This window comes from Bacillus sp. RB3, assembly GCF_030164735.1.
Taxonomy (GTDB): Bacteria; Bacillota; Bacilli; order Bacillales; family Bacillaceae_G; genus Bacillus_A; species Bacillus_A cereus.
Genome location: NZ_JASNGE010000001.1, coordinates 435,981 through 453,417, shown reverse-complemented (window position 1 = coordinate 453,417; position 17,437 = coordinate 435,981). Strand labels below are relative to the sequence as shown.

Sequence of the window (17,437 nt, the reverse complement as noted above, 5' to 3'; positions counted from 1 at the left end):
TTTACAGTAGCAAAACAACTGTATTTACATATATAATAGGAATAGATTTGATTAGCTAATATCTAAACATTGATAAACGTAGATATTAAAATTATACAGTTATAATATTTTATAAATTTTATAATACATACTATAATAGAACTACTGTAATTCTGAATTATTCAGTAACACTAAACTATTCCCCTTGCTACCTTCATGATTATTTTATAGCGGGGGCTTATTATATGTATAAACAATCTGAGTCACTCGAAAAATGATGAATTCGAATATTGCAGTAAAAAGCGTTATTTAGGAGGTGTTACTATGACGCATATACTGGTGATTGAAGACAACCCAGATATACAAGAACTGATTCGTGAATTTCTAATGGCACAAAACTTTACCGTTGATGTAGTTGGTGCCGGAACAGAAGGTATTCTTCTTTTCCAAAAAAATTCATACGATCTTGTCCTCCTCGATGTAATGTTACCAGATATAGATGGCTATAGTATTTGTAAAATTATGCGAGGACAATCTGATGTACCAATCATTATGTTAACAGGCTTACATAATGAAGAAAGTGAAATTAAAGGATTTGAGTTAGGTATTGATGACTATATTACGAAACCGTTCCATTACACTGTATTTATTAAGCGTGTAGAGGCTGTATTAAGAAGGGCAGCAACGAAGGAAGCAGAAGCTGCAACTATACTACAATTCCATGAATTGATGTTAAACTCTACAGCATATGCAGCTTATGTTCATGGTAATCAAATTGAATTGACAACAAAAGAATTTGAAATTATTTATACTTTACTGCAAAATCGAGGAAAAGTATTATCAAGAAGTGATTTGTTGAATAAGGTATGGGGCTATGAACATTATGGTGATGTAAGAGTTATAGATACACATATTAAAAACTTAAGAAAAAAATTAGGAATTCCTTATATTAAAACGGTGAAAGGCATTGGCTACAAAATCGAATCGTAGCAAAGACAACATCACCAAAAATATTTTCATCAAAACCTTATTATTTTGTATTCTTTTATCACTTTGTCTTTATCAAATTATTTACTTTCTAGCTTCAAACTACGATAAAGAACGTTTTGCGAAAGAAAATGGAACGCCGACTACAGAACAGGCCGATTCAGATAAGCAAAACGACGGAAGTAAAACGAAGCAAAATAAAGCTGTGTCAAAGGGGAGTATTTCTAATTTCCAATCTTCTATTATAGATTATAAATCTCTTTCTACAGCTATCAATCACCTTTTGCAGCCTAGCCAAACTGCAAAGGCAAAAGAACATACACAAAATCTTTCGGGGAAAAATAGCACTTCTAATCCGCCTACAGAAGCAGAAAAGAAAGCCGCTAATAATGATGCCTTACATACACAAAATGCAGCAAGTAAAACAAATGATACAAATGATAATCCAAAGTTAGCAGATGCGTTGCAGCAATTAGCTCCACATATTGGCGCGACAATGCTTGCATTATCACTACTCGGATCATTAATTTATACAAAACTAATTGCCAAACCTTTTCAATATATGAGTGATGCTTTAAAAGATATTATGAATCTTGATTTCTCCGATAAAAAGCTACTTAACAAAAATGCAGATCAAACAGATTTTAATTTGCAAGTAGCTGCTTCACAAGTACCAAATATTGTGAAGAATTTACATGCAAGCAATCAAGATTTAAGAAACGAGCTCAAGAAGGAACAACAATTAGAACAATCTCGTAAAGAATTTATGTCTATGGTGTCCCATGAATTAAAAACACCAATCGCAGCCGTCATGGGACAACTAGATGGCATGATTCACGGAATTGGAGCTTATAAAGATAGAGATAAGTATTTGAAACGTTCCTACGAGATGATGCAAGACATTAACATATTAACGGAAAAAATGTCGGAATTATCCAAAATACAAAACCCTCAATTTAAACCGAATTTAGAAGTCATTTCTTTATCTAATATTATTGAGGATGTTATGAAGAAAGTAGATTACTTTGTATCTGTAAAACAATTAAATGTACAATCTAATATTAAACACGACGTACAAATTTTAGCTGATCCTAAATTTATTCAAACTGCTATTTTTAACATTATTTCAAATGCAATTCATTATACAATTGACCATCAGCACGTATATATAAAGCTTTATGAAAAACCAAATGGTTACGCATTAGAAGTATTAAATACAGGTTCACAAATTGATGAAGATAAACTTGCTCATTTATTTGAGCCTTTCTATCGCGCAAACCCTGATAAACACGGGTTAGTACAAGGTAGTGGTCTTGGATTATATATCGTGAAACAAATATTAGATAAACATCAGTTTCCTTACGGGATACAAAACACAGCTCAAGGTGTAAAATGCTCCATTGTATTCCCAAAAGCAATGTAACATTCACTATAATTACATACCCCAAACTCATACTTCATGTGTGAGTGGCGGAATTTTGTAGAGTGTCTTACTCTGTTTCGTTCGCCCGTTATCCTTATTTGGATAGCGGGCGTTTTTTTATTACTTAAAAGGAGGATTTTTTTATGGAAAAGTTTAAATATTCATTGCTCGTTTTATTCGGTGCTTGCAGCTACGGCATACTTTCAACTATTTTCAAACTCGGATTCATAAATGGATTTTCAGCACATCAACTACTAGGGGGACAATATGTCTTCGGATGGATTGGACTATTTCTACTCGTTCTTTTCTTTTCACGTCATAAAGTAACAAAAAAACAATTTTTTTCATTACTAACCGTCGGAACAACAATGAGTATGACTGGGATTTTTTATGCTATTTCTGTAGAAGAACTACCCGCATCTATCGCTGTCGTCCTACTCTTTCAGTTCACTTGGATTGGTGTCATTATCGAAGCCATTGCAAATCGAACATTTCCAAGCCACGATAAGATCATATCTATCCTTATTTTATTTGCTGGTACATTGTTTGCAGGTGGTGTATTTGAAGGCCTCGGACAAAGTTTTTCTACGAAAGGGATTATCTTTGGGCTATTAGCTGCGGTCTCTTTTTCATTCTATGTTTTTGCAAGCGGGCGCGTCGCTACGGATGTTCCGCCTTATACGAAAAGCTTTCTTATGACAACAAGTGCTACTCTTATCGTATGCCTATTCTTTCCGCCAACCTTTTTAACAGACGGTGCTTTGCAAGCTGGCCTATGGAAATATGCTTTCTTCCTCGGCTTGTTCGGTGTTGTCGTACCTGTCATTTGTTTTTCAATCGGTGTACCAAAGGTTGGAACAGGGCTTAGTACGATATTAGGTGCAGCTGAATTACCAACTGCTATTATTGCTTCAATTACACTTGTACATGAAGTCGTAACGTTCATGCAGTGGATTGGAATTATTTTTATATTGGTTGGGATCTTCACTCCTCAGCTGCTTACGGCTAGGAAAGAAAGGAAACACAATCGCGTGCACAGCGCTTGAAAAAATACAGAATTTATATAAAAGATATAACTGCAATTAAAATAAGTAAATTTATCTGGAGGTATAAATGACTATTTTAAGCATCGTATTTTTTGCTATTATGTGTATCTTCTTCCTAATAAGATATATGAAAGAAAAGAAATTTTACGATTTACTTCTCGTTCCCGTTTGTATATATGCAGGAGCAGTGAAAACTCCTTTCGTAGAGTACTTAAACTTTAATACTACATTTAAAATAACGTATGATATTGCAGCTATTATTCTTGTAATCCTTGCTGTACTTTTCTTTTTGAAAGATAAGAAAGAGAATCATACTGCATAACAAAAGACCTTTCATTTACTTGAAAGGTCTTTTTCTCTATCTCATTTTACCGCTCCATACAGCTTCTCTATCTCATGCTCAATTTGTTTTACATCGATTCGCTCAAATAATGGCTGCACGCTATCAATTCTACTTGGCAACGTATTTTGCGGTTCCCAATTTCGGTTCACAATCGACAATGTGTTTCGAACTCTTTCACTTGAAAATGGTAAAAATGGTTCAAGGAGATGGGCAAAATTAGCGATAAGATACACACAGTTATAAATCGTTTCTTCACATGAAACTGGATCATCTTCTCTTTGTTTCCAAGGCTGCTTTTCATCAAAATATTTATTTGCAAAACGTACTGTATCAAATATTGTTTCTAGCGCCACCTTAAATTTAGTTTGCTCAATCGCCTCTCCTACACGCTTATATAATCCTTCTACTTTATCTTTCAGCTCTACCTCAATACTTCCTTTCGGCACGATACCACCATAATATTTTTCGATAAACTTTAATGTCCGGTTCACAAAGTTCCCGTATGCACCTAATAATTCACTATTATGACTGTAAATAAATTCCCGCCATGAAAAATCAGTATCGCGATTTTCTGGTGCGTTGACGGTTAAAAAGTAACGAATAGAATCTGGATCATAGCGTTCTAATATGTCAGGCACCCATACTGCCCAGTTTTTACTTGTAGATAATTTTCTTTTTTCAACTGTTAAATATTCATTCGAAACGATATGACGCGGGATTGCTTCCTCCCCTATTCCAAGTAATACCGCTGGCCAAATGACGGAATGAAACGGAATATTATCCTTTCCGTGCACATAATATGTTTTCGCTTCGCTATCCCAAAACTCTTGATCATCTTTCCCTGTTTCTTCAGCCCAATGTTTACTCGCTGAATAATAGCCTGTCACTGCTTCAATCCATACGTAAATTTTCTTATCTTCATACCCTTCTACTGGAATTGGTACCCCAATTGGTAAATCACGTGATACGGCCCTATCTAGTAATCCTTCCTTTACATATCTCTCTGTTAGTTGAATCGCATTGTCGCGCCATGTCCCTGTTTGTTTGGCAATTTCTACAGCTCTTTTAATTTGCTGCTGAAATGTATGCAATGCAAAATAGAAATGCTCTGTTTCCTCTACAGATGGCGTACTACCACATAACTTACATTTCTTTTCTAACAAATCGAGAGGATCTAAAATAGCAGAACAAGCATCGCATTGATCTCCTCTTGCTGCTTCATGGCAATGTGGACATATTCCTTCTACATAACGATCCGGTAAAAACTGTGTACACGTTTCACAATACGCTTGTTCCACTGTTTTTTTATAAATATGTCCTTCTTCTAATAAACGTAAAAAAACATTTTGAACCGTTTCATGATGGTGCTCACTATCTGTACGTGTATAACAATCATAAGTAAAACCAAGGCTACGAAAACATCGCTGGAACTCTTCATGATACTTATCAGCAATTTCTTTCGCTGTCACACCTTCTTGTTTTGCTCTAATTGCAATCGGTGTTCCATTACAATCACTCCCTGAAACATACAGCACATTCTCACCTTTTGCCCTGTAATAACGCGCTAAAATATCTCCAGGTAACAAACTCGCAATATGGCCAAGGTGTAACGAACCATTTGCATACGGCCAAGCGCCTCCAATAAAAATACTCATCTTACATTCCTCCTTTTAAATATAAAAAGCCCCGCCCTTATCTTAAAAAAGATAAGGGCGGGGCTGTATAAACAGTCGCGGTACCACCTTATTTCGCCAATTACTCACATAATTAGCCTTAACAAGTACGGAGCTATGTGCTCTTATACTGTGGTTTTGATAACGAGTACCAACTCTCGTCGCCGCCTACTATTATCATTTGATAAGTTCAGGACGAAGCTCAAAGGCCATTGTTCAAATGAATATTCTTGCTTCTTCTCAGCTACCGAAGCTCTCTGGAAAGAATGTGTTCATCCTACTTTTCCTTTTCAACGCTTTTACGTATAACAAGTATTGTACGAATTAATCACAGAAAAATCAAACTTTTATCCAGAAAGAAAAGGAAATCCCATCCCCCTGCCGAATAACTATACGTTCACAAAAGGAGTGATAACATTGAACCAAAAACAACTAAGCACTATAAATGAAAAAAGCTGGAATACAGCTGCTTATGAAGCTTGGACGAATCGCCACGGGGCACCAGCTGATTATGCGAAAAAAATCATGAAAGATCCCACGCGCGAAGTAGCACATTATTTACCTTACATAAAATCCCCAAAAGGAAAATGTATTATTAATTTACTCGGCTCAAAAGGAAATAAAGCTGTCGCACTCGCCCTTTTAGGCTCTGACGTAACAGTTGTTGATATTTCAGCAAGTAATGCAAAATATGCAAATGAACTTGCGGAAGCCGCAGGCGTCTCTATTCATTACATCGTTTCTGATGTACTAGATGTAAATCTCTCCAAATCATTTGATATCGTATTACTGGAACTTGGTGTACTTCATTACTTTCTAGATTTAAAACCACTTTTCACAACAATCTCTCAACTACTAAAGCCCGGTGGAATACTTATCCTTCGCGATTACCATCCAATATACACAAAGCTATTAGGAGTAGACCATCCATCATTTCGAGCAAGTGGAAATTATTTCGATGAAGAATTAATTGAAGATGATGTTGCTTATAGCATCCTTCTTACAGAAGCACAGAAAGAATCGCTACCTAAAACAACCATCCGTCGCTGGACGTTAGGAGAAATCATTACAACACTCGCGGAAGAACATTTTAAAATTGAAAAACTAGTTGAAGAACACGGACCTCATCAAAGATGGCTCTTCCCTTCTACTGCACCGGAAGGAATCGAAGAACGTATCCCTGGTCTATATACAATAATTGCGACAGCATGCAAAAAAGGATCCCTTCACGGATAGGATCCTTTTTGCATGCTCACGCATATAAGTTGAGGTTGGAGATTACCATAATTCTGTAGAATAGGACACAAGATATTTCAACATTTCGTCTCTGACTTACGCCGTCAAAAAGGGGTATGACCAACATAACGAAGAGTAATGTTTTAGTTGATACTGATAATCGTTATCAACTAATTAGAAGTATACATGATGTCATTTCAAATTTCAATAGCATTTCTAATATTTATTTATGAATTTTATGATATACAAATGTATACATTTTAAGAACTTTTTCTAATACCAATCTGACTCCTTCCATTATCTGCTATAATTTTCATTGAACAGATTAATAACTTCATAATAATGTTTTTATTAATTTCGTTTTAAATATCCATAAATCATAATAAACAGTTTAAATGAGGGTAGGGGTAACGATGAAATATGTTAGTATTCGAAAAAAACTACTGTTCACACTCTTAAGCATTTCTTCTTTATTTAGCATTGCTCTTATTGTTATTCTTTCATTCGCCATGAATCAAGCAAGTGAAATCGAAACGTTAAAAAATGATGTATCAAAAAGAGCGACGATTTTAAAAGAACGTGGCGATTGGTTCCAAGCACAAGTTGCTGGTTTACAAGAATATTTACTATCACATGATCAAAAAGGATTAGATAAGTTCAACCGAGAAGGGAAAAAATTAGCTGATACTAGAGAGAAAGTAACAAGTGACAAGAAGCTCCCAGAAGGAATGAAAGAAGCTATTTTAATGGGGGGAAAATGGCGTAGCGTCATAGATAATGAGGTACTACCTCTTGCTCGTGAAGGAAAATGGGACGAAGCATCCAAAATTGCTTTAGCACAAACAGATTATGTAAATGATCTTTTAGATCGTTTTAATAAATATACAAATGAAGAGAATGAGAAACGTGACGCATTAATTGCTGACGTCGAGTCTTCTTCATCACTTATTCAATATATTATTTTCTTCTCACTCATTACATGTACATTAACGTCTATTTTATTAGCATGGTGGTTCTCTGGTAAACTCGTTAAACCAATTCGACAAATTGATGAGAAGTTAAAAGAATTAGCTTCTCAAGATGGAGATTTAACGGCTAGATTACACGTAACAAGTAAAGATGAAATAGGTGACATTGCAAATTCCTTTAATCAAATGCTCACTAACTTACAGCATATAATAAAACAAGTTCAACAAACATCAACAAGTGTAAAAGAAGCTTCCGAAAATGTATTTATCGAAACGACTGCTTCTATGGAAAATACCGCAAGGACCCAAGAAACTATGAATGCTCTTGAACACAATATTCGTTCACAAGTTTCTAGCATTGAAGAAAGTTCAACTGCAATGGATGACATGGCAACAAGTGTTCAGCGTATCGCTGAGTCCGCCTCTTCTGTTACTAGTTTAGCTGTCACAACTTCAGAAAAAGCAGATGATGGGAATAAAGTCATTGAGAAATCTATTACACAAATGCACACAATTAACGAAGCTGTTAACGCTACATCACAAGTAGTTGAGCGACTCATTACACATACAAATCATATCGATACTGCACTTCAATCTATTTCGAATATCGCCGAGCAAACAAATTTACTCGCTTTAAATGCTTCTATTGAAGCAGCTCGTGCTGGTGAACATGGAAAAGGATTCGCTGTTGTTGCTGATGAGGTTCGAAAACTTGCTGAACAATCTCAACTAGCCGCAACTGACATTAACCATTTACTGCATCAAATTCAAGCCGATACTAAAATAGCAAATGACATGATGACACAAGGCCAAGCAGAAGCTTCTGAAGGAATTACTGTTATTCGTACTGCCGGATCTTCATTCTCAGAAATTGTTAACCACATTAACAAAGTCTCTACGCAAATGCAAGAAATGTCTGCAACTGCTGAAGAGATGGCTGCAAGCTCTGAAGAAATGAACGCAGCTTTAAATAATATCGCCTCTATTTCAAATGAAGTTGCTGCAGAAACATTACAAACAGCACATTCAGCTGGTGATCAAGTAAACAAAATGAGTATCGTGGCTAACAAATCATCTGAAATGAAAACAATCGTACAAGAACTTGAAGTTCTCGTCTCTCATTTCAAAACAAACGCTTAAAGTGAACCTTTCGCTTGTAATGACACAAGCCCAAAGGTATAGGAAAGAAAATTTTACAGTCTCTCTTTTTTCAATTTAAAATATCTCTTTCTATCTCTCATTCCGTCTGCTATAATTCCTAAAGGAAATAAGAAAGCTTTATTCCAAATGGAGTAAAGCTTTCTTTCAATTTTTTACATTTATTAATTCTAATACTAAGATTTCACAAAGGAGGCTTTTAATCATATGAATTTTGTAAGTATCAGAAAAAAACTTATGTTCATGATGGGAACGATTTGCGCTTTATTTGGCATCGCCTTAGCTTTTATTTTATTTTTTGCTATTGACCAATCTCGTAAAGCTGAAACATTACAAAAAGAAATTTCTCCACTGGCAACAGAATTGAAAGAGCGTGGAGACGCTTATCAAGTACAGCTATCTGCTTTAAGAGGTTATTTACTACAACATGATCAAGTCGAATTAGACAAGTTTAATGAGATGAGTAAACGTCTTGAGGATTCAAAAGATAAACTTCTTTCTAATCCAAATCTTTCTTCGTCCGTAAAAAGTACAATGGAATTAGGGTCTACTTGGAGAAAGTTCGTTGAAGAAAAAGTATTCACTCTTGCAAAAGAACAAAAATGGGAAGAAGCTTTACAAGTAGCTTCTTCAGAAAACGGAACGGTCTATAAAGTAATTGGTGACTTCACAAATTACAGTAATGAACAAGCTAAATTACGTGAACAATCTATTGAACAAATTGATCAATCTTCACTAGGAATTGAATATGCAGTCTTTCTATCACTTGTTATTTGTATTGTCGTTGCAATTATTCTTGCATGGTGGTTCTCTGGTAAACTTGTGAAACCAATTCAACAAATTGATACAAAACTAAAAGAATTAGCCTCTCAAGAAGGTGACTTAACGGCACGTCTACAAGTAAATAGCAACGATGAAATCGGTGCTATCGCAACATCATTTAATAAAATGTTAGAAAACCTACAACATATCATTAATCGCGTTCAAAAAACATCAGTGGAAGTACAAACCGCTTCTGAAAATATGCTAGAAAAAACGAATACATCACGTGAGGCGACATTAAGAGTCCAAAGCTCGATGTCCAACTTAAATGCAAGTATTCAATCACAAACTTCTAGTATGGAAGAAAGTTCAACTGCAATGGACGATATGGCAGTAAGTGTTCAGCGTATTGCTGAATCTGCTTCATCTGTAGCGGAACTTGCTGTTGCCACATCTGAACATGCTAGCGATGGAAGTACCGTTATCCAAAAATCTGTTTCACAAATGACAACAATACACGAAGCTGTAAATGCTACGTCAGAAGTGGTTGAACGTCTAATCACTCATACGAAATATATTGATACTGCTGTACAATCTATTTCTAATATTGCTGAGCAAACAAACTTACTTGCTTTAAATGCTTCTATTGAGGCTGCTCGTGCTGGCGAGCAAGGAAAAGGATTTGCTGTCGTAGCTGACGAAGTTCGAAAACTTGCTGAACAATCTAAAACAGCTGCAACAGACATTAATCAATTACTACATCAAATTCAAAATGATACAGAAACTGCTAGCTCTATGATGTCTCAAGGCCGTTCTGAAGCATTTGAAGGTATCAATGTTATTCGTGAAGCTGGTACTTCTTTCACAACAATTGTGGAACAAGTAAATAAAGTATCTACTCAAATGCAAGATATATCAGCAACTGCTGAAGAAATGGCTGCAAGTGCTGAAGAAATGAATGCTTCACTTAATAACATCGCTTCTATCTCTACTGAAGTATCCAGCGAAACTGCCGCAACGGCACAATCTGCTGAACAGAAAGTTATTGTTATGAATGAAATGACAGTAACTGCTAGAAAAATGAAACAAACAGTTGAAGAGTTAGATCAGCTCGTATCTCATTTTAAAACAGAATAGATGTTCAAAAAATATCCCTCTTGTGAAGAGGGATATTTTTTTGAGCTCATTTCCTGCACATTATGCTCATTTCCGTTATAATGAGAATCGATATCATTAAAGTGTAGGAGGGGCTGCTTATGTCACAAGAAGCATTTGAAAATAAATTACTTGCCAATTTAGAAGCTGTTATTGACCCTGAACTAGGTGTTGATATCGTTAATCTTGGATTAGTTTATGATGTTACAGCAGATGAAAATAATAATGCTGTCATTACGATGACGATGACTTCTATCGGTTGTCCAATGGCTGGGCAAATCGTATCAGACGTTAAAAAAGTATTATCAACAAACGTACCTGAAGTTAATGAAATAGAAGTAAATGTCGTTTGGAATCCACCGTGGTCGAAAGAACGTATGTCACGTATGGCGAAAATCGCATTAGGTATTCGCGACTAAATAAAGTGGAAATTTCATCATTTGCGGATAGCGGGATAAAGAAAAGACCTGACTAGGATGTCAGGTCTTTTCTCTTATTATTTTACACCTACTGCATCATAGGCTTTCGTTACAGCTTGTACAGCTTTAGAGTTTTTACCGTATAAATCTTCAGCTGACTGAAGTGCCGCTTGACGCATCATTTTGAAGTCAGAGTTTGCAGTTAAATATTTCGTAAGAGCACGGTAGTAAATTTTTTCTGTCGCTTCACGGCCCACTCCAGTTACTTTCACGCCGTAATGATCCCCGCCTTCAGATACTAAGTATGCAGCTTTATTGTTAATACTGCTGTTAATATGAACGCCGCCATTATCAGCTGTTCCAGTGTAACGTTTACTATAGTGATCTGGGTAACCTTCACTTGGTTTTAATGGGTTTGGAATAGACGCTGGGTCTTTAAGAGAGCGAAGCGCATCACCAGGTTTATCAGGTGTATAAATATCAGCACCTAAATCCCAGCTCTTCTTCTCAACCATAACACCCATAATATCAGATAACGATTCATTTAACGCCCCTGACTCATTTTTGTAAACAAGGTTTGCTGTATGTTCAGTTACAGCATGCGTTAATTCGTGACCGATAACATCAAGTCCAGCAGATAATGGAATGAAAGTTTTTCCATCTCCATCACCATACATCATTTGCACACCATTCCAAGCTGCGTTATTCCAAGCTGTACCTACGTGAACAGTTGAAATAAGCTTCGCACCTTTATCATCGAAAGAGTTACGATTAAATGTCTTTTTGTAGTAATCATATACTTTCCCTGCATTTACATGCGCATCAACTGCAGCTTTATCTTCGAAGAACTTAGATTTACTTTCAACTTCTTCTCCTGTATATCCAAGCCATTGTGAGAATAAATTAAACCAGTTCTCGTCCATATTTTCTGCATCAAATGTATGAATGCCTTGTCCTCGTTTACCATCAAACAAGTTGAATTGTCCTGTTTTCGTATCTTGAGCAATTTCAAATGATTGTCTAGCACCTAATACTCCGTAACCAAATCCAGTAATGTTATCTACAGCGTTATATTTCTCAATAACATTTCCATTCGTTGCATCAACAAAATAATGCCAATATCCTGGAGCTGGTTTTGAAATCGATGCCTTAACTAAGTATGCAAGGTAGTAATTACCGTCCTTTTCATATACAAACAAATCTTTTTTCACACCGTCATAACTCTTTACTTTACCAATTTCTTTCTCAATATCTGCCTTTGCAATCGTTTCTGCTTGTTCCGCAGTAATGCTTGCAGCTGCAGGAATATTTTTATCATCTAAATTCGGAATAACTTGTCCGAAGAATGCTTTTACATTATTCTCTTTATCAAGTGTAACAGTTTGATCAGAACCGTACACAGGAATGTTATTATGTTTCTCAACTAGCTTCACATGTGTCGTATCAGATTCAGCGTCTTTTTCTTCCCCAACGATATTAAAATGCTTTTCAATATTTCCTGCTAATTTAAACATATCTTTCTTACTCTCTAAGTATTGAAAGACTGTCTCTTTTTTATCTAGTCCTTCCGGTGCTTTCCATTCTTCACCTATGTATGCAGGTGTTTTAAATTCTTGATGATATTGAATTTTTTGTTCTTCCGCTTTCGTTGTCGTTGCCCCAAACGCTCCAAATCCCCCGGCGATAACAGTTAACGCTAATGCTGATGAAATGACTTGCTTTTTCACTATAACATTCCCCATTCCCATAAAGATTTTTGACACTTTTATACAATTCTTATTTTCCCAGCCGATACCTCTACCGAAAATTTGAGAAACATTTTTCAGACAATTCTAATCAAAAAAAGAGGACATCTATCGGATGTCCTCTTTTCTATAAACCTTTTATTGTTTTTTCAATTCAATTGCTAAATAATGAGATTGCTCTTTTGCTTCAATATGAATATCTTCTTCTACCGCTTCTGCTGCATCACGCATAACAAACGTTTCACCATTTATTACACTGCTTCCTTCAATTTGTACAAGGTACAATTGACGGCCTTCTTTCACTGGAAAATGAATTTCTTTTCCAGCCTCTAATGATAAGGAGTATAAATTCGCATCTTGGTGAATTTGAATTGGTGCATTTCCTTCTACTGAAGATACCATATGGAACCATTCATTTTCGCGCTTGCTCCAATCAAATTTAAACTCACCATAGTTTGGTTTATGATCCGCACGGTCTGGTAAAATCCAAATTTGTAATAAACGCAGCGTTTCATCGCCTAAATTATGCTCGCTATGAAATACACCCGTGCCAGCACTCATATATTGAACATGTCCACGCTCAATCGTTCCGCGATTTCCCATGCTGTCTTCATGTGTTAAAGCACCATCTACAACGTAAGAAATAATCTCCATATCACGGTGCGGATGCATATCAAAACCAGTTTGCGCCGCTACTAGATCATCATTAATAACACGTAACGCTCCGAAGTTCATTTTATTTGGATTGTAGTAATTGGCAAAAGAAAAATGAAAATGTGTATTTAACCAACCATGATTTGCTCTGCCCATATTTTTATGATCAACTTTTCTAAACATATCCTTCACCTCATACTATCTCGAATTCGAGATTTATTTTAAAATTTTTTCTTACTGTAACTTTTTTAATAGTGTTAATAACTGCTTTTGTTCCTCTATATTTAAATTATGAAACTTCTCTGCTTGGAACGTTTCTTGAGGTGGGACGATTTCCTCATATAAAGCTCTTCCCTTTTCTGTTAAAGAAATATATTTCGTAGTACCCTCTTGTTCACGCAAAATCCACTCAAGCTGCTCCATTTTATTTAAAAGCTGCGTTACATTTCCTTTCGTAACAAATAGCTTATTTCCAAGTTCTTGCTGCGTTAAACGATTATATCCTCCAACTTGAGCTAACACATCAAACTGGGCGGCAGATATATTCCATTTTTTCAAATGCTGATTCGTCTCACGAATACTCTTATTATAAAAGCGTGACAAACGAAACCATAATAGTAGCCCTAGTCTATCTTCTGTTTTCATTTCATCACCTCGCTCGTTTCATATCATTAGTTTAGAACTAAACTTAATAAAAGTCAAATACTTATTTTTAATAAGCAAAAAGCACAGCGCTATTTCTCCACTATGCTTTACATTAACTTTCTACTCTTATATTCATCCAATTTCCTCTCCGCGAACTTCCTCGCATCTTTTTCAATCCACCGCTCTTCGTACCGTTCACTTCCCACATACAATATATCTCTCTTATGCTGCATCGCATGGCGGAATTCATGCAGTAGCGTTTTGAGAACTTGATCATACTCTTCCCACATACAAACGAAAATTAATTGCTTTTCTTTATGATAAAAACCACCTACTGGGAATAGGAACTCTTCTTCCTCTTCCCCTAATGATAGAAGCACATCATTTGCATCACACGTATCACAAAAAATAACGGGCGTTTTACATACTTCAATAAGAGAAAACAAATCCTCTCTCAACTTTTTGACATCCCAAGGAAGCTCCGAATCCAACACATACCAATTCTCTACCTGTTGATATACATTTTGAAACTGGAGTTCCATTTCTCTTTATTCCCCTTTCCAAGCACCCTTTTTCTATATGTATGCCACAATATGGTAAATATTAAACGTATTCTTTCATCCTTGAAAAAATGCCAATAAAAAGGAATCTACGTCGACATAGATTCCTTTTCTGTAATCACTTTTTTTGCATCATTTTTTTTAATACAAAATAACCAATTGCACAAACAATAGCAGCAAGTGCAAAGTATTTCACATATGGCCCCGCAACTTTATTAATACTTTCCCACTCTGTTCCTAATTTAAAACCTAAATATACAAACACAATTGACCACGGAATAACAGCTAATGTAGTTAGCGTAATAAACTTAGCATGTGACATTTTCGCAATACCCGCTGGTATCGAAATAGCATGACGCACAACCGGAATAAAACGTGCGGTAAAGATAACGCCAGTTCCATAACGATTAAACCAATCTTCAGCATAATCAATATGTTTCTTCTGAATTAAAATATATTTTCCATATCGCTCAAGAACAGGTCTTCCTCCATATCGACCAATCCAATAAATGAATAGTTGTGCAATTACACCACCAATTGTACCGAACGCGACAGCGCCCCAAAATGTAATGCTTCCTGTTGATACTAAATAGCCTGCATAAGACAATACGATTTCACTTGGAATAACCTCTAGCATTAATCCAAGCATAATTCCCCAATAACCAATTCCTTCTAAAAAAACTAAAACCGAATGAATCAACTCTCCTAACATCATGTACCTCTCTTTACTATTTTCATCACCAAAATAAAAGTACAAGCAGGAAATATCTTGTACTTTTATTTTTTTAATTTAGTTAGTCTTCGTATCCCACTTAAAGATTTTATTTAAGAATTTATATACATTCTTCGACTCTTTTGTCAGAAGTGGGCCTAAAATGGATAGTATAAGCACGTATAGTGCTGAGAACGGTTTCAGTACTGACATTAAACCACCGGCGATACCGATATTAGCCATAATGATGGAGAACTCTCCTCTGGAAACGATTGTTAATCCGATATTTGTTGATGCTTTATGAGATAATCCAGCTTGTCTTCCTGCAATCATTCCTGCTACAAAGTTACCGATTATCGTAAGAAGGACAGCACCTAACGTTAACCATATCGCTCCGCCTAATGAGAACGGATCAATACTTAACCCGAAGCTGAAGAAGAAAATAGCTCCGAAAAAGTCTCTAAATGGAACAACAAGATGTTCAATTCGGTCACTATGCTCTGTCTCAGAGAAAACTAATCCTAGAAGAAGTGCTCCAATTGCTTCTGCAACGTGAATTGTTTCTGAAAAACCAGCAATGAAGAATAACGAAGCAAATACTACAATAATAAAGATTTCATCTGAGCTAATATTGAGCAATTTATTTAATAACGGCGTAGCCTTTCTAGCTACTATAAAGAATAGAAGCATATATCCTAAAGCAATTCCAATTGAAGTAAGGGCACCTAAGAAGGAAGCGTGATCTCCAAGTACTAAACCAGAAACAACTGATAAATATACAGCAAGGAATATATCTTCAAACATAATAATTCCTAAAATTAATTCGGTTTCATTATTACCAGTTCTTCTTAAGTCCACTAACACTTTAGCAACGATAGCGCTAGAAGAAATCGTAATAATACCCGCAATAATTAAGATTTCTAGTAATGGGAATCCCATTATAAATCCGTATAACAAACCAAGTGAAAAGTTAATTAAAATATAAATCGTTCCGCCAATCGCAATAGAGCGTCCAGATTTAATTAGTTTTTTCATTGAAAATTCTAATCCTAGATAGAATAGAAGGAATAGAACCCCAATTCGTCCAAGGAAGGAAATTACACTTGCACTTTCAATAAATTTGAGATCGATAACACCTATTGTCGGTGCATGCGGTCCTACTAACATTCCAAGAACGATTAGAAAAGGAATTACTGAGAATTTAAATTTTCCAGCAATTACTGCTGCAATTGCCACTAAAACTAAAGCTGTACCAACTTCAAAAATTAACGTATCCATCTAATCAGTCCCCCCTATTTGAAAGTAATTCATTAATGATTTTTTTAATTTCTTCTCTCTCACCTGAAACTACAAGCATATCTCCTTCTTCAATTACTGTTTCTGGTCCTGGATTAAATAGCTTCTTCATGTTCTTCTTCATAACCGCGATTATTGTTACGCTATATGTTTTTCTTATTTCAAGATCGCCAATTGTTTTTCCGATTGCTGGAGCTGTATTCTCCACTTTGAACCACTCAATCGCTAAACCTTCAAAAACCATCTCAACATTTTCTAACGCCCTAGGCTTATATACCATTCCACCTAATATTGCAGCGATTTGTCTTGCCTCTGAGTCACGTAGTGAAATACTTGAGATGCTTTCTTCATGGTCTGAATCAAAATGATACATTTCTCTACGACCATCATCATGAATGACAATTACCATCTTTTCATTACCTTTCGTAACGATTTGAAACTTATAACCAATACCCGGAAGTTCACTTTCTCTAATATTCATTTTTAGCTCCTCCATAACTTGTTTATTTTAATTTTCTGTTTTTCTGTCTTTTATTCATCCAATCAACTTTAGAAATTCTAACCACTCAGGATATTTGTGATTTGGAAATCTTTTATTGTAATAATAAGTGGACCCTAAAAAGATACTTAAAGATGTAATGATAAAAAATATATTACTTCTCATTTTCAAACTCTC

The 17,437-nt window shown here is 35.6% G+C and carries 16 protein-coding genes and 1 other annotated feature; of the genes, 8 read left to right on the top strand and 8 right to left on the bottom strand.

The features are described from left to right. The first annotated feature begins 303 nt into the window (after positions 1 to 303). The 4 genes from QO049_RS02155 (at position 304) to QO049_RS02140 (ending at position 3,757) form a co-directional block, all read left to right on the top strand. On the top strand, positions 304 to 969 hold the full coding sequence (locus QO049_RS02155) for a response regulator transcription factor (protein ID WP_000148833.1): 666 nt from the start codon (positions 304 to 306) through the stop codon (positions 967 to 969). Further along, positions 947 to 2,389, top strand: coding sequence for a sensor histidine kinase (locus QO049_RS02150; RefSeq protein ID WP_000201959.1), 1,443 nt, complete (start codon positions 947 to 949; stop codon positions 2,387 to 2,389). The genes QO049_RS02155 and QO049_RS02150 overlap by 23 nt, the downstream gene beginning before the upstream one ends. Positions 2,390 to 2,532: 143 nt before the next feature. Next, positions 2,533 to 3,435 carry an EamA family transporter gene (locus tag QO049_RS02145; protein WP_065702893.1) on the top strand — a complete coding sequence of 301 codons (903 nt, stop codon included), beginning with the start codon at positions 2,533 to 2,535 and terminating at the stop codon, positions 3,433 to 3,435. Between the two features lie 67 nt (positions 3,436 to 3,502). Beyond that, a complete protein-coding gene (locus QO049_RS02140; protein WP_000154132.1) occupies positions 3,503 to 3,757 on the top strand; it encodes a hypothetical protein in 255 nt (84 codons plus the stop codon). A gap of 41 nt (positions 3,758 to 3,798) precedes the next feature. On the opposite strand, the gene metG is transcribed toward QO049_RS02140, so the two are convergent. Further along, positions 3,799 to 5,433 (bottom strand): methionine--tRNA ligase, encoded by a 1,635-nt coding sequence (gene metG / locus QO049_RS02135; protein ID WP_000021560.1) that lies wholly within the window; start codon positions 5,431 to 5,433, stop codon positions 3,799 to 3,801. Positions 5,434 to 5,483: 50 nt separating this feature from the next. After that, positions 5,484 to 5,754 (bottom strand) — a binding site (T-box leader). Between the two features lie 114 nt (positions 5,755 to 5,868). Between metG and QO049_RS02130 the strand changes: the two genes are divergently transcribed. The 4 genes from QO049_RS02130 (at position 5,869) to QO049_RS02115 (ending at position 11,149) form a co-directional block, all read left to right on the top strand. Next, positions 5,869 to 6,687: a class I SAM-dependent methyltransferase gene (locus tag QO049_RS02130; protein ID WP_048568698.1), complete on the top strand. Its 819-nt coding sequence runs from the start codon at positions 5,869 to 5,871 to the stop codon at positions 6,685 to 6,687. Positions 6,688 to 7,100: 413 nt separating this feature from the next. After that, complete coding sequence (locus QO049_RS02125; RefSeq protein WP_048568699.1) at positions 7,101 to 8,795, top strand: methyl-accepting chemotaxis protein; 1,695 nt, start codon at positions 7,101 to 7,103, stop codon at positions 8,793 to 8,795. Between the two features lie 225 nt (positions 8,796 to 9,020). Further along, positions 9,021 to 10,712, top strand: a complete 1,692-nt coding sequence (locus QO049_RS02120; RefSeq protein ID WP_016110910.1) for a methyl-accepting chemotaxis protein — start codon at positions 9,021 to 9,023, stop codon at positions 10,710 to 10,712. Positions 10,713 to 10,831: 119 nt separating this feature from the next. Continuing rightward, positions 10,832 to 11,149 carry a metal-sulfur cluster assembly factor gene (locus QO049_RS02115; protein WP_000076422.1) on the top strand — a complete coding sequence of 106 codons (318 nt, stop codon included), beginning with the start codon at positions 10,832 to 10,834 and terminating at the stop codon, positions 11,147 to 11,149. 77 nt (positions 11,150 to 11,226) lie between these two features. Here QO049_RS02115 and QO049_RS02110 read toward each other — a convergent pair whose 3' ends face one another. The 7 genes from QO049_RS02110 to QO049_RS02080 form a co-directional block, all read right to left on the bottom strand. Then, complete coding sequence (locus tag QO049_RS02110; protein WP_000745121.1) at positions 11,227 to 12,876, bottom strand: M4 family metallopeptidase; 1,650 nt, start codon at positions 12,874 to 12,876, stop codon at positions 11,227 to 11,229. 156 nt (positions 12,877 to 13,032) lie between these two features. Next, the gene (locus tag QO049_RS02105) at positions 13,033 to 13,731 is read right to left on the bottom strand and encodes a pirin family protein (RefSeq protein WP_097998973.1); all 699 of its coding nucleotides are present in this window, start codon (positions 13,729 to 13,731) and stop codon (positions 13,033 to 13,035) included. A gap of 51 nt (positions 13,732 to 13,782) precedes the next feature. Continuing rightward, complete coding sequence (locus QO049_RS02100) at positions 13,783 to 14,193, bottom strand: MarR family winged helix-turn-helix transcriptional regulator (protein WP_000845468.1); 411 nt, start codon at positions 14,191 to 14,193, stop codon at positions 13,783 to 13,785. Positions 14,194 to 14,300: 107 nt separating this feature from the next. After that, on the bottom strand, positions 14,301 to 14,735 hold the full coding sequence (locus tag QO049_RS02095) for a DUF3920 family protein (protein ID WP_000422800.1): 435 nt from the start codon (positions 14,733 to 14,735) through the stop codon (positions 14,301 to 14,303). Positions 14,736 to 14,871: 136 nt separating this feature from the next. Further along, positions 14,872 to 15,465 (bottom strand): undecaprenyl phosphate transporter UptA, encoded by a 594-nt coding sequence (gene uptA, locus QO049_RS02090; RefSeq protein WP_284489105.1) that lies wholly within the window; start codon positions 15,463 to 15,465, stop codon positions 14,872 to 14,874. Between the two features lie 78 nt (positions 15,466 to 15,543). Beyond that, complete coding sequence (locus QO049_RS02085; RefSeq protein ID WP_000380223.1) at positions 15,544 to 16,743, bottom strand: cation:proton antiporter; 1,200 nt, start codon at positions 16,741 to 16,743, stop codon at positions 15,544 to 15,546. A 4-nt stretch (positions 16,744 to 16,747) separates the two neighbouring features. Further along, positions 16,748 to 17,242 carry a cation:proton antiporter regulatory subunit gene (locus tag QO049_RS02080; RefSeq protein ID WP_001026075.1) on the bottom strand — a complete coding sequence of 165 codons (495 nt, stop codon included), beginning with the start codon at positions 17,240 to 17,242 and terminating at the stop codon, positions 16,748 to 16,750. Between the last annotated feature and the right edge of the window lie 195 nt (positions 17,243 to 17,437).

Bases quoted from the DNA above. Each gene is read 5' to 3' on its own strand.
- QO049_RS02095 (WP_000422800.1), bottom strand. From the start codon at position 14,735: ATGGAACTCCAGTTTCAAAATGTATATCAACAGGTAGAGAATTGGTAT.
- QO049_RS02125 (WP_048568699.1), top strand. From the start codon at position 7,101: ATGAAATATGTTAGTATTCGAAAAAAACTACTGTTCACACTCTTAAGC.
- QO049_RS02140 (WP_000154132.1), top strand. From the start codon at position 3,503: ATGACTATTTTAAGCATCGTATTTTTTGCTATTATGTGTATCTTCTTC.
- QO049_RS02085 (WP_000380223.1), bottom strand. From the start codon at position 16,743: ATGGATACGTTAATTTTTGAAGTTGGTACAGCTTTAGTTTTAGTGGCA.
- QO049_RS02115 (WP_000076422.1), top strand. From the start codon at position 10,832: ATGTCACAAGAAGCATTTGAAAATAAATTACTTGCCAATTTAGAAGCT.
- QO049_RS02145 (WP_065702893.1), top strand. From the start codon at position 2,533: ATGGAAAAGTTTAAATATTCATTGCTCGTTTTATTCGGTGCTTGCAGC.
- QO049_RS02155 (WP_000148833.1), top strand. From the start codon at position 304: ATGACGCATATACTGGTGATTGAAGACAACCCAGATATACAAGAACTG.
- QO049_RS02080 (WP_001026075.1), bottom strand. From the start codon at position 17,242: ATGAATATTAGAGAAAGTGAACTTCCGGGTATTGGTTATAAGTTTCAA.
- QO049_RS02120 (WP_016110910.1), top strand. From the start codon at position 9,021: ATGAATTTTGTAAGTATCAGAAAAAAACTTATGTTCATGATGGGAACG.
- metG (WP_000021560.1), bottom strand. From the start codon at position 5,433: ATGAGTATTTTTATTGGAGGCGCTTGGCCGTATGCAAATGGTTCGTTA.
- QO049_RS02105 (WP_097998973.1), bottom strand. From the start codon at position 13,731: ATGTTTAGAAAAGTTGATCATAAAAATATGGGCAGAGCAAATCATGGT.
- QO049_RS02100 (WP_000845468.1), bottom strand. From the start codon at position 14,193: ATGAAAACAGAAGATAGACTAGGGCTACTATTATGGTTTCGTTTGTCA.
- uptA (WP_284489105.1), bottom strand. From the start codon at position 15,465: ATGTTAGGAGAGTTGATTCATTCGGTTTTAGTTTTTTTAGAAGGAATT.